The 13033-nt window shown below is 40.7% G+C and carries 13 protein-coding genes; 1 reads left to right on the top strand and 12 read right to left on the bottom strand.

Features of this window, described 5'->3' with window-relative positions:
• From MLE14_RS09985 to MLE14_RS09975, 3 genes are all read right to left on the bottom strand, one after another.
• Window positions 1–179: transposase family protein (locus MLE14_RS09985; protein WP_390628621.1), on the bottom strand; the 179-nt coding region annotated here is incomplete at its 3' end.
• Window positions 180–374: 195 nt separating this feature from the next.
• Window positions 375–455, bottom strand: a complete 81-nt coding sequence (spoVM, locus tag MLE14_RS09980; RefSeq protein WP_097159545.1) for a stage V sporulation protein SpoVM — start codon at window positions 453–455, stop codon at window positions 375–377.
• A gap of 98 nt (window positions 456–553) precedes the next feature.
• On the bottom strand, window positions 554–1213 hold the full coding sequence (locus tag MLE14_RS09975) for a thiamine diphosphokinase (RefSeq protein WP_313897580.1): 660 nt from the start codon (window positions 1211–1213) through the stop codon (window positions 554–556).
• A gap of 124 nt (window positions 1214–1337) precedes the next feature.
• On the opposite strand from MLE14_RS09975, the gene MLE14_RS09970 reads away from it, so the two are divergent.
• Complete coding sequence (locus tag MLE14_RS09970; RefSeq protein WP_243298221.1) at window positions 1338–2111, top strand: hypothetical protein; 774 nt, start codon at window positions 1338–1340, stop codon at window positions 2109–2111.
• Window positions 2112–2450: 339 nt separating this feature from the next.
• On the opposite strand, the gene rpe is transcribed toward MLE14_RS09970, so the two are convergent.
• Genes rpe through priA form a run of 9 tightly spaced genes read right to left on the bottom strand, consistent with a single transcriptional unit; the run spans window position 2451 to window position 13031 of the window.
• Complete coding sequence (gene rpe, locus MLE14_RS09965) at window positions 2451–3116, bottom strand: ribulose-phosphate 3-epimerase (protein ID WP_243298220.1); 666 nt, start codon at window positions 3114–3116, stop codon at window positions 2451–2453.
• A 2-nt stretch (window positions 3117–3118) separates the two neighbouring features.
• Window positions 3119–4000 (bottom strand): ribosome small subunit-dependent GTPase A, encoded by an 882-nt coding sequence (gene rsgA / locus MLE14_RS09960; protein WP_243298219.1) that lies wholly within the window; start codon window positions 3998–4000, stop codon window positions 3119–3121.
• An 18-nt stretch (window positions 4001–4018) separates the two neighbouring features.
• Window positions 4019–5974 carry a Stk1 family PASTA domain-containing Ser/Thr kinase gene (gene pknB, locus MLE14_RS09955; protein ID WP_243298218.1) on the bottom strand — a complete coding sequence of 652 codons (1956 nt, stop codon included), beginning with the start codon at window positions 5972–5974 and terminating at the stop codon, window positions 4019–4021.
• Window positions 5971–6732, bottom strand: coding sequence for a Stp1/IreP family PP2C-type Ser/Thr phosphatase (locus MLE14_RS09950; protein ID WP_243298217.1), 762 nt, complete (start codon window positions 6730–6732; stop codon window positions 5971–5973). Before MLE14_RS09950 ends, pknB begins: the two co-directional genes overlap by 4 nt.
• A 4-nt stretch (window positions 6733–6736) precedes the next feature.
• Window positions 6737–7837 (bottom strand): 23S rRNA (adenine(2503)-C(2))-methyltransferase RlmN, encoded by a 1101-nt coding sequence (gene rlmN, locus MLE14_RS09945; protein WP_390628612.1) that lies wholly within the window; start codon window positions 7835–7837, stop codon window positions 6737–6739.
• 4 nt (window positions 7838–7841) lie between these two features.
• Window positions 7842–9179, bottom strand: coding sequence for a 16S rRNA (cytosine(967)-C(5))-methyltransferase RsmB (rsmB, locus tag MLE14_RS09940; RefSeq protein ID WP_243298216.1), 1338 nt, complete (start codon window positions 9177–9179; stop codon window positions 7842–7844).
• Window positions 9172–10122: a methionyl-tRNA formyltransferase gene (fmt, locus tag MLE14_RS09935; protein WP_243298215.1), complete on the bottom strand. Its 951-nt coding sequence runs from the start codon at window positions 10120–10122 to the stop codon at window positions 9172–9174. The genes rsmB and fmt overlap by 8 nt, the downstream gene beginning before the upstream one ends.
• Before the next feature lie 2 nt (window positions 10123–10124).
• A complete protein-coding gene (gene def / locus MLE14_RS09930) occupies window positions 10125–10604 on the bottom strand; it encodes a peptide deformylase (protein ID WP_243298214.1) in 480 nt (159 codons plus the stop codon).
• A gap of 15 nt (window positions 10605–10619) precedes the next feature.
• Window positions 10620–13031, bottom strand: a complete 2412-nt coding sequence (gene priA, locus MLE14_RS09925; RefSeq protein ID WP_243298213.1) for a primosomal protein N' — start codon at window positions 13029–13031, stop codon at window positions 10620–10622.
• Window positions 13032–13033 lie beyond the last annotated feature (2 nt).

The following is a 13033-nucleotide window of genomic DNA, read 5'->3' as shown; positions in this document are numbered from 1 at the left end:
TTCAAGTGGTGAATTTTCTGTATCCGATAATCATGGACCCGACGGGTCCAGTTATTACATGCAGGACAACGATGATTCTTTCGTTCCATCTCTACATATAGGCGGACTATATCCTCATACTGTTCAATTTTGGTAATGACTACATCTTTTAATCCAGGGATATTCATGGTAATATTCATATACACGTAACTCCATTTCTTTTGTCTTGTTTCTAGACAATTCAAGTATAAAAGAATTGGATGTCTACGTGTTTTTTTATGAATAAAAAGTTGTGTTCAAACCCCAACAAATATTATAGAGCCTTATTTGCTTTGTTTCATACAGCCGACTTTATAAAACATAAGTCCAGATTTTATCCTTTCTAACCCGATACCTTAATTTTTTTTGAAGGTTCCCAGCATCGCTCTAATAATTCCGCCAAGAAACTTCGGAAGCTTAATCGTGTAAAATTTCATGATAAGTCCCTCCTCATCAACTCGCACTTCAATTCCCTTACCCACATCTTATTCCAACAATCACATTTGGGTACACATCCGCCCATAAACATGAGTAATTAATCCTTGCTTCTTATCATCATTAATATGCCATTATTGAAAGAAAAAGTACCAGTAGGTGCAATGAGTTCATTACTTATACATAATGTCGACCCAAACGGAATATGCCTATTTTTTAGATCATATTTAAATCCTTTTAATGTAAGGGAAAGAATTTCACCTGAGATTGGGATAAATGAAATATACGTAAAATCTGACTTATGAATATGATAGGTACCAGGCTTATAGATCGAGATATGATTCCATCTGTCCCTTATTTCTGTATGGCAATGCGGTAATTCCTCCAGTACTTTTAGAAGCAAATACAAATTGGCAAATTGATGGTCCTGTCTTTTCCCGGTAGCACCAAAAATGTAAAGAGAGACAGGATTTTGGCGGATCGCCATATTTAATGCAAGCTCCATATCGGTCTCATCTTTTTCAGGCTTGGCCGTTTCAATATGACGGACATTTTGATCGATAAGCATCATTTCTTCCTCTAGGACAGAATCAAAATCGCCGACAGCCATTTCCGGAAAAATGCCGTAATTAAATAAAGTTAACACGCCCCGGTCAATTCCAATCCATTTTGTATCATGGGGCAAATTCCTTAATTCTTCTTTTGCGGGAATATGATCGAGCGGCCCGCCAGCCATAATCGCGAGGTTCAAAGGAGCCACCCCCCTTGTAATTTATTAAAACTGTTTGCAAACCTTTTTAAATCTTAATACAAATTTGTGTCCAACATAGAGGTGAATTCGGACAGATTTACTCTTTTCAAAGCCAGCCGTGTCCGAATCAAGCATGTATTCGGACAGGTTTACTCTTTTCAAAGCCAGCCGTGTCCGAATCAAGCATGTATTCGGACAGGTTTACTCATTTCAAAGCCAGTCATGTCCGAATCAAGCATATATTCGGACAGGTTTACTCTTTTCAAAGCCAGCCGTGTCCGAATCAAGCATATATTCGGACAGGTTTACTCATTTCAATGCCAGCTGTGTCCGAATCAAGCATGTATTCGGACAGGTTTACTCTTTTCAAAGCCAGCCGTGTCCGAATCAAGCATATATTCGGACAGGTTTACTCATTTCAATGCCAGCTGTGTCCGAATCAAGCATGTATTCGGACAGGTTTACTCTTTTCAAAGCCAGCCGTGTCCGAATCAAGCATGTATTCGGACAGGTTTACTCATTTCAAAGCCAGCCGTGTCCGAATCAAGCATGTATTCGGACAGGTTTACTCATTTCAAAGCCAGTCATGTCCGAATCAAGCGCGTATTCGGACAGGTTTACTGATTTCAAAGCTAGTCGTGTCCGAATCAAGCATGTATTCGGACAGGTTTACTCATTTCAATGCCAGTCATGTCCGAATCAAGCGCGTATTCGGACAGGTTTACTGATTTCAAAGCTAGTCGTGTCCGAATCAAGCATGTATTCGGACAGGTTTACTCATTTTCAAAATCAGCCGTGTCCGAATCAAGCGCGTATTCGGACAGGTTTACTCATTTCAAAGCCAGTCGTGTCCGAATCAAGCATGTATTCGGACAGGTTTACTGAATTCAAGGTCCGGCGTATCTGAATCAAGCGGTATTAAGACAGATTTACATAATTTGGGAACCGGAGTTCAAACGAACTCTAGTTCCGCTATTTGTGGCAAAACGGGCATTTTTCAATGGTCTCTGGTTCCGCTATTTGTCCCAAACCGAGCAATTTTTGTATGATTTTAGGCAAATAGCAGAACGTAAATCCGTTAAGGTCCGCAAATCAGCGGTTTTTTTGCGAAATAGCGGAACGTACATCCGCTAAGAAAAGTAAATAGCAAATGAAACGAACAATGGTGAAGCTGATCTCTGGTCTCTGCCGATTTCACGCTATAAATATTCGATAACAATTTAATTAAAAAACAGAAAAACATCAGCTACTTGGCTGACGTTTCTCCTCGAATCGCATCAATCGCTGCCCCGCGGTCAGCCGCCCCAAAAATGGCTGACCCGGCAACTAAAATGGTGGCGCCTGCTTCTCGGCAGAGCTTGGCAGTCTCTTCTGTAATTCCGCCGTCCACTTGGATATCCAGCTCTTTCCCGATTGAATTAGCCAGATCACGAACTTTTTTAATTTTCGGCAAAACCTGATGGATAAAGGGCTGTCCCCCAAACCCCGGATTGACTGTCATTAATAAGACAAAATCAACCTCTTCTATCACATGCTGGATCATTTCGATTGGGGTAGCCGGATTTAAAACAACCCCGCTTTTTACACCATGCTGATTAATCGATTGCACCACCCGATGAAGGTGTGTACAAGCTTCAACATGTACAGAAATCGAATCAGCTCCAGCTTGAACAAACGGCTCTAAATAGTTTTCTGGATGCTCAATCATGAGATGGACATCTAATGGCAGCTTGGTAATCGGCTTTAAGGCTTCAACCACAAGCGGTCCCATCGTTAGATTCGGAACAAATTGGCCATCCATGACATCAACATGAATCCAATCCGCCCCTAGTCTTTCCAGTTCTTTTACTTCTTCTCCCAGCCTGGCAAAATCAGCTGAAAGAATCGAAGGGGCAACTTTGATTGTATTCATCACTAATACCTCGGCTTTCTATCTTTAATTTCCTGGTAAAAGGATAGGTAGTGCTGATAACGATAAGCAGGGATATCGCCTTGTTCAACCCCTTGCTTGACTGCGCATTTTGGTTCATTGATATGATGGCAGCCCCTAAACTTACAGGATTCACTGGCTGACGAGAACTCTGGGAAACATGCAGTGAGCTCATCCAGTTCGATTTCATCAAACTCGAGCGAACTAAAACCAGGTGTATCTGCCACATACCCTTCAGCAATTGAAAGGAGTTCTACATGACGGGTTGTATGCTTTCCTCTTCCTAAATGTGTGGAAATATCATTGGTTTTTAGTTCGAGCTCGGGATTAATCGCATTTAAAAGCGAGGATTTACCTACACCTGATTGTCCGGCCACAACACTTGTTTTCCCTTTTAAATAAGGAGTCAGCTGATCTAATCCCAGTTTTTCCTTAGAAGATGTTACAATCCAGTCGTATCCTATTTTTCGGTAATCCTCCGCAAACTGGTTCAGTTGCTGTTGGGTGTTTTCATCAACTAAATCAATTTTGGTAATACAGATGACCGGATGGATTTGCTTCGATTCGATTAATACTAAGAAACGATCCAATAAAGCCGGATTAAAAGCAGGCTCTAGACATGAAAATGTAATAATAGCCTGATCCACATTAGAAATAGGAGGACGTACTAATTCATTTTTCCGTTCCTTTACATCTAAAATATAGCCCTCCAACTCATTTTCAGCCTGGAATTCGACCAGATCGCCAACTAAAGGAGTCACCTTATTCTTTCTAAACACGCCGCGCCCCCTGCATTGATAGATTTTATCGTCACTTGCGACATAATAAAATCCGCTTAACGCTTTCATGATCTTGCCTTCAGGCATAGCATCACTCCTATTTTTTTATTCTGCCGGATACTCACGGGTTTCTTCTACAATTATTTCATTATCTCTTCTAATTTGGTATACTGCTTTTCCTCCATATGGAATAAGTAAAGTAATCTTATAGGGCGTGTCTTTTGTAATTTCAAATTCTTCAGCGAGTTCCGTAATATTATGATTCATATCCTCGATATATATTTGCACAAGCTGCGGTTCATTGGTTTGATTTTCATCGTCCACTTTATAAGGAATCAAAACTTCAACGGTTTCTTCTTTAGGCGGTATTGATTCTTTTCCTTTTGAAAGAACGACATTAATCGTCGTACCCTTTTCAACCATTGTGCCTGGTTTAGGGTCCTGCCTGATTACCTGTCCTTCTGGAATATCATTATGAAACTCTTCACCTGTTACATTTATAATGAATTGATGAGTATTGGCATAGGTTGTGTACTCCGGTTGCGAATAGCCTGTCAAATCCTCTAATTCTATTTTTTCGGGACCTTTACTCACAGTAAAAATGAGTTTCGTTTCTTCCGGGATGACTTCCTCATCAGCCGCAGGTTCTTGGTCAGTGATGGTCCCTTCCAGCTGATCTGAAAATTCTTCGATTACCTCTATGTCTTCGAATCCTTCGTCCTCTAACATCTGCTTAACACTATCAATTTGCTTTCCAACATAATCTGATAGAGTGTAGCGTTCTTTTCCCATACTCTCGTAAATCGTAATCTCTGATCCTTCTTTTACCTTTGTACCCGCACGCGGATCAGTCCTGACAATAAGACCTTCCTCTATCGATTCATCGTGAATCTTTACAATTTCACCTTTTTTTAAGCCTGCTAAAACAAGCTCATTAACCGCTTCATTAACTGTTTTTTCGGATACATCAGGTACTTCTACTAAATCAGGTGCTAACATACCCGGGAGAATTGCATAGGCCAGTATGCCTCCAACCAGTAAGAAAAATAATGTAATACCCAGTATCAATGGCCACTTTTTCTTTTTCTTTGCCTGTTCTGGTTTAGGACTTTGCGTTTTCTTATCATCTCTCAAAATGGTTTCATCCATATTATTAAAAGGTTTCTCATTTGTAAAAACTGGAATGGCTTTCGTGGCTTCTTCATCTTTTGGAACCACAAATGGTTTCTCATTCATTCTGTCAGGGTCGAGGGCCGTTTTAAGATCTTCTTCTAGCTCCTCGGCGGATGCATAGCGGTGAAAAGGGTCTTTCGCTGTTGCCTTTAAGACAATATTTTCAACACTTTGCGGAATATTTGGATTCCATCTTTTAACGGAAGGTGTTTCACTTTGCAGATGCTTAAGGGCAATCGAAACCGCTGACTCTCCTGAAAACGGCAGTCGACCCGTCAATAATTCGAACATAACAATTCCTAAGGAATAAATATCAGACTTTTTATTGGCCATCCCGCCTCTTGCCTGTTCAGGAGATAGATAATGAACGGTGCCAAGTACGGTGTTTGTATGGGTAATGGCAGTTGCACTGATTGCCATTGCAATGCCGAAGTCTGTTATTTTCACAACATCATGTTTATCAATTAATATATTTTGAGGTTTTATATCACGGTGAACAATATTATTCTGATGTGCATGTGCAATGGCAGAAGCTAACTGTTCCATGATTTCTATTACTTTATGAACAGATATGGGAGAATGCTGCTGGATATATTGCTTTAAGGTCATCCCTTCCACATATTCCATCACAATATAATAAATATCGTCTTCTTCTCCAACATCATAAATACTGACAATATTCGGATGAGCTAAGCTGGTAGCAGATTGAGCTTCTCTATGAAAACGGCGTATAAAATTCTCGTTATCTGAAAAATCCATCCTCAGGATTTTAATAGCCACATCCCGGTCTAAAATCATGTCATGGGCTAGATAAACATTAGCCATGCCTCCGCCGCCAATCATCTCGATGATTTTATAGCGGCCGCTAATTCGTCTTCCTATAATCATGATGATTCTCCGTTTCGTATAGCTTCTTCGTCATTTTTTACTATAACAATTGTTATGTTGTCTTCTCCGCCGTTTTCATTTGCCAGATTAATCAATTGTTCTGCTTTTTCTTCCAGCCTCTGCTCAGATTCAAGTATTTGTTTCAATTCCACGTCAGATACCTTGTTGGATAAGCCATCTGAACATAATAACAAACAGTCCCCTTGTTCAAAAGTAATGGTTTTTACATCGACTATGACGTGTTCCTCAGTTCCTAAAGCCCTTAGAATCACATTTTTTCTTGGATGATGCTCCGCATCTTGCCTCGAAATATGGCCGCTGCGAACAAGCTCGTTTACCAATGTATGATCCTCTGTAAACTGAGAAAAACCTAATTCATTAAAAATGTAGCATCTGCTGTCCCCAATGTTTGCAACAGTCGCAAACGAGTCGCTGCATACAGCTGCCACCATGGTAGTCCCCATACCTTGACATTCCTCATTTTTGCTGGCATGAACAAAAATGTGATTATTCACCTTTTGAATAGCTTCGGTTAGCCATTTTTCGGCTTCTTCCGGATGTATCTCTAATGATGATTGTTCCCATAATTCTTGCAGCTGCTTTACAGCCATTTCACTTGCCACATCACCAGCACGATGACCTCCCATTCCATCAGCTACAACAGCTAAAAGAAGGTTATTCTGTGTTTCAAATATTCCCCCATTGTCTTCGTTATGAGGCCTTACACGTCCACGGTCTGTTTTAAATACCGCTTTCATCCTTTCACCTCGTCTCTTCCTTACGCTCCTTCGCTCGTAACTGTCCACATGCTGCGTCAATATCATGTCCTTGTTCTCTTCGAATGGTAACGTTGATTCCATGATTTTTAAGGATTTTTTCAAATTTAAAGATCTGCTCTCTAGGTGTGCGAACATAATTTCTCTCTGGTACATAGTTTACCGGAATTAAGTTAATATGACACTTTATTCCTTTCACTAATGCGGCAAGCTCTTCAGCATGTTCATCCTGATCATTTTCACCGCCAAACAGACCATATTCAAAACTGACTCGTCTTCCCGTCTTTTTGATGTAATACTTAATTGCTTCCATTAAATCAGGCAGTTTATAAGCACGATTGATTGGCATTAGCTTTGATCTTAATTCTGTATTTGGTGCATGAAGAGAAATGGCAAAGTTTATTTGTAAATTCTCATCTGCAAATTTATATATTTTTGGAATGATTCCAGAGGTTGAAACGGTAATATGTCTTGCACCGATATTTAGCCCTTTATCCTCATTGATGACTTTAAGAAACGAGAGTAGGGCGTCATAATTGTCAAACGGTTCTCCAATCCCCATCACAACAACATGGCTAACGCGTTCATTCGTTTCATCTAAAGCCTTTTGCACTTTCAAAACCTGAGAAACAATTTCGCCTGCCTCCAGATTCCTTTTTAGTCCGCCTAATGTCGATGCACAAAACGTACAGCCAATACGGCATCCGACTTGTGTCGTAACACAGATTGAATTCCCATATTCATGTCTCATTAAAACGGTCTCTATCGAATATCCATCCTGTAATTCAAATAAAAATTTTATCGTTCCATCCTTCGATGTTTGCTTAATAATTGTCTTTAAACTGGTCATTGTAAAGGTTGCATCAAGTTTTTCCCGAAAGGATTTGGGCAAATTGGTCATCTCATTGAAATCATCAACCCTTTTTAGATAGAGCCAATCGTATAATTGTTCGGCACGAAACGATTTTTCTCCTTGTTCTTGCACCCATTTTTTTAGTTCATTAAATGGAAGCGAATAAATTGACGGCTTTTCCGGCATTGGATTGATTCCAGCCTTTTTCTTTTTCTCTACTGTTTGCTGTTCCATGTTTTCACCTTCTTCTAAATGCTGCAACAAAAAATCCATCTGTACTCAACGTATGCGGAAGTAACTGAAGCTCTCCATTTTTTACAAGTGGCCGGAAGCTCTCAGGGACTCTCTCTTTCAATGTTTCATCCAAAACATAATCTGATTGACGTTCAAGAAAAGATCGTACGGTATCGTGATTTTCCTCCATATCGACAGTACAAGTACTATAAACTAGAATACCATTTTGTTTTAATAATGGAGCAACTGCACATAAAATTTCTAACTGAATCGCTTTCAGCTGGCGGATATCCTGTTCTTCTTTTTCGTATTTGGCTTCAGGTTTTCGTTTGAGAACACCGAATCCGGAGCAGGGCGCATCTACTAAAATCCGATCAAATGTTTGAGCGGAAAATAGATGCTGGATTTTTCTGCTGTCTCCTTGCTTGGCCGCCACATTTTTTAACTGAAGCCTGTCAACATTATCTTGAATCAGCTGTACCTTGTGTTCGTGGATATCAAAGGAATGAACCTTCCCTGTCTGCTGTAGTTTTTCAGCAATATGAGTTGTTTTCCCGCCTGGAGCTGCACATGCATCTAAAACAATCATATTCTTTTCTATGTCAAGCGCATAGGCAGGCAGCATTGAACTCTCATCCTGAATCGTTACATAACCTTCCTGAAAAAGTGAACTTTTCACAATTGAACCTTTCACCATTCGGATTGCTTCCTTTAAAAACGGGCTTGGCTCTGCATCAAACCCTTCTTCTTTCAGTTTTTGAAGAGCTTCTTCCCTGGATATCCGATTCAGATTAACCCGGGCTGTTTGCACAGGAGCCATTAAATTTTCCTTGCACATTTTTTCGGTTTCTTCCATTCCCCATTGGGCAATCCATCTTTTCACAAGCCATTCGGGATGGCTTGTCTCTATACTGAGCCGCTTGATTGGATCTTTTATACTTTTGATATCGCGAATACCTTCACGTCCAATCGACCGCAAAACCCCGTTTACAAAACCCGCAATTGTGTTGTTTCCTCTTTTCTTTGCAATCTCCACCGCTTCATAGATCGCCGCTCTTTCTGGAATCTTATCGAGATAAACGATCTGATACAAAGTTAACCGGAGCAGCCAGCGGACCCAGCCTTTCAGTTTTTTGCCTTTAATAAAAGGTTCTAAAAAGAAGTCTAAGCTTAATTTCCGCTGAAGTGTGCCATATAAAATTTCAGTAAGCAGTGCTTTATCTTTGTCAGAGTATGCGCCCTTTTCAATTTCCTTCTGAAGCACAATATTACTGTAAGCTTGTTCTTTATCAATGGTTGTCAACAGGTTTAAACAAGCGAAACGAACATTCGGTTTAGTCATGTTCTCTTCCTAGCCTCATTCCAATTGTTAATTTATCCCCGATTCCTCTTACAAACTCGGATACAGCCATTCTCTTTTTACCAGCTGGCTGAAGCTCCGTAATCCGAATTCCGGTTTCATTTCCTGTTTTTACAACAATTCCATTTGCATCTATTGCCAGAATCGTCCCCGAATGATCATCAGATTCGATCGTACGCTCTTTTTCACCCCACCAAATTTTCCAAACCTCTCCGTGAAAAATCGTATAGGCAACGGGCCATGGATGGAGTCCGCGAATATGGTTATAGATTTCTTCTCCGGAACGGCTCCAATCGATCTCTTCTTGTTCCCGCTTTATATTAGGGGCAAAAGTTGCTTTTGCATGGTCCTGTGGAATCGCCTCGGCTGTTCCATCTATAATAGAAGGAATCGATTGAGCTAGAAGAGCTGCACCGGCTTCACTTAATTTATCATGAAGGGTACCGACATGGTCGGTTTCTAAAATCGGCACTTCTACCTTTGCAATCATGTCACCGGCATCTAGCTGTTCAGCCATATACATAATCGTAACACCTGTTTTCTCTTTGCCTTGGATGATTGCATAATGTATCGGTGCCCCGCCTCTAAACTCAGGAAGTAACGAAGCGTGTACATTGATGCAGCCGTATTTAGGGTAGTCGAGGATATCCTTTGGCAAGATTTGGCCATATGCAGCTGTTACAATTAAGTCGGGTTGAAGTCTTAAAATTTCCTGATACTCAACCCGGATTTTTTCAGGCTGATAAACAGGAATTCCGTGCTTCTCTGCTGCTATTTTTACTGGAGGCGGAGTTAACACTCTTTTTCTGCCGACTGGCCGATCTGGCTGAGTAACCACACCTACTACTTGGTAGTTTTGTTCGATTAATTTCTCTAATACAGGTACAGAAAAGTCTGGCGTTCCCATAAACACGATTCTCGTCAATTCTATCCCTCCACTTCTAGCTCTTCTTCCTTTATATAGCGGACCACTTTCGATGTAAAAAGAATCCCTTGGAGATGGTCGATTTCATGTTGGATCGCTCTAGCCACAAAGCCTGATGCCTTTAGATCAAATGGGCGTCCCTTTACATCAAAGGCCTTTACCTTGATTGACTGTGAACGGACCACTTCTCCATATAGTGAGGGAATACTGAGACAGCCTTCCACTCCTAGTTCTTCACCATTTTGGTCGTAGATTTCCGGATTTATAAGTACGATTGGTCCGATTTCTTCATCAGCGTCGACAACAGCTATTTGTTTTAATACACCGATTTGTGGACCTGCTAAGCCTACGCCATCGGCTTCATACATCGTTTCAAACATGTCACGGACTAATCGTTTTAACTTTGAGTCAAATATCTCCACCCGTTCACATGTCTGCTCAAGTAACGGGTCTGGATGCATAATGATTGGTTTAACAGTCAAAAAATTCACCTGCTTCTACATAAGTACATATGGTTGTACGTCTACTGACACATAGACTACATTTTTCCGGGTACCATCTTGAAATTGTTGAACAATTGTCTTTAAATGATGCATAAGCTCTGGTTCCCGTTTGTATTTTATCAGACATTGATAGCGATATCTATTATTGATCCTGGCAATTGGTGACGCAACAGGACCTAAGATGATACTCGATGAACTTAAATGCTTTTGCAAATAATGTGCGATATTCTCAGCGATCTTCGCAGTTTTTAAAACATCTTCATGACTTATATGGATGAGTGCTAAATAATAAAAAGGAGGGTATTGAAATTGCTTCCTTGCTACCATTTCCCTCTGATAAAATTCTGGATAATCTTGTTTTCCGCTTAAAAGTATACTGTAGTGCTCAGGAGTGTAAGTTTGAATGATGACTTCCCCGGGCTTATCATGCCGGCCAGCCCGTCCGCTTACCTGGGTAAGCAGCTGAAATGTTTTTTCCGATGCCCTGAAGTCTGGCAAATGAAGCATAGTATCAGCGGATAAAACTCCTACCAATGTAATATTCGGGAAGTCCAGACCCTTCGCAATCATCTGGGTTCCTAATAAGATATCTGCTTCTCCCCGTTCAAAAGCAGATAACAATTTTTCATGTGCTCCCTTTCTTCCGGTTGTATCAACGTCCATTCGGATTACTTTTGCTTCAGGGAACAATCGTCCCAATTCCTCTTCTATTTTTTGCGTACCGCTTCCAAAATAACGGATATGTTTGCTCGAACATTCCGGACAGACTGCCGGAACATGGGAATGGTAGCCGCAATAATGACATTTCATTTCGGAAGAAGCCCGGTGATATGTCATGGATAAATCACAATGCGGACATTGGATGACATATCCGCAGTCACGGCACATGACAAACGAGGAATATCCTCTTTTATTTAAAAATAAAACTGTCTGCTCTCGCTTTTCTAAACGGTCTTGCAGGAGCTCAACCAATTTTTTTGAAAACATAGAGCGATTTCCGTCCCGCAATTCATTGCGCATATCCACAATTTCAACCGAAGGAAGGTCGCGATTATTCATTCGCTTGGTGAGCTGCAATAAGGTATAAACCCCTTTTTGAGCTCTTGCAAATGATTCTAGCGAAGGCGTCGCACTTCCTAAGATAATCGGACAGTGATGATATTCCCCCCGTTTTTTTGCCACGTCCCGTGCATGGTAACGAGGATTTTCCTCCTGTTTATAGCTGCTTTCATGCTCTTCATCAATAATAATGACGCCGAGATTATCAAATGGGGCAAAAATAGCAGATCTTGCTCCAACTGCTACTTTTACTTCTTTTCTATGAATCTTTCTCCATTCATCATATTTTTCACCAATGGACAGACCGCTATGTAATACAGCGACCTGCTCGCCAAACCGGCCTTTAAATCGGGCAACTATTTGAGGTGTTAAAGAAATTTCAGGGACAAGGACAATTGCTTCTTTTCCTAGTTTTAAAACCTCTTGAATGGTTTGTAAATAGACTTCTGTTTTTCCGCTCCCGGTTACTCCATATAATAGAAACGATTCAAATCTATTTTCCTCTACAGCGCTAAGAATCGGTGCAATGGCAGCTTGCTGTTCATTGGTTAAAGGAAGAGGTTCTGTACGTTTAAACGTTTTATGCTCATATGGGTCCCGGTACACTTCAACACTTTGTTCCTCGAGAATTTCTTTTTCGATTAAGGAACGAACCGTACTTGAACTAAATCCATAAGTTTTATTCAAATCCTGAAAGGGGATGCTTTCAGTTTTCTTAATAAAGAATTGCAGTAATTCCTTTTGCTTGCTAGCTTGTGGAGGTAAAGCTCCGATTAGTTCCTCTAGCTGATCCTGACTGGCTTTGCAGCGAATCATCTTTACTTTCTTTTTTTTGTTTTTTTCTTTTACTTCATAAACAATATCAAGTTCGTTCGTCTTTGCCTTTTTCTGTAATAAGGGAACCATATTTAATTCCAGCGCCCGTTCCCAGCTTGCTTCCTTCCGGTTCTTAAATAGCTCCTGTAATTCATGCGGAACGACATCTCGATTGTATACAATCTTTTTCTGGTATTTTGCTTTCATGGCTGCTGGGAGCATTGCTTGCAGGGCAGCTACTTGAAAGCATAGTGTTTCCTCAGAAAGCCAAGCGGCTAATTGAAGAAGTTCGGGTGTAAAGACTGGCGTAAGATCAAGCGGTTCTTCAATATCTTTTAGTTTAGCAGATAGACTTTCATTCTCATCCGTCACAGTTTCCACGACAATTCCTTGAATCTTTCTCGGACCGAAGGGGACAACAACCCTAATTCCTGGAACGATCAGCTCTGTCCAATCCTCAGGGATTCGATAGGAAAATGTGTGGTCAGTTTGAGCTGCCGGAACGTCCACAATGACTTTCGCTATGTTCATGT

Origin of the sequence: Bacillus litorisediminis, from assembly GCF_022808645.1 — a bacterium.
GTDB classification, from domain to species: domain Bacteria; phylum Bacillota; class Bacilli; order Bacillales; family JC228; genus Bacillus_BF; species Bacillus_BF litorisediminis.
The sequence above is the reverse complement of the archived record's forward strand: the minus strand, read 5'-3'. Positions and strand labels throughout refer to the sequence as shown.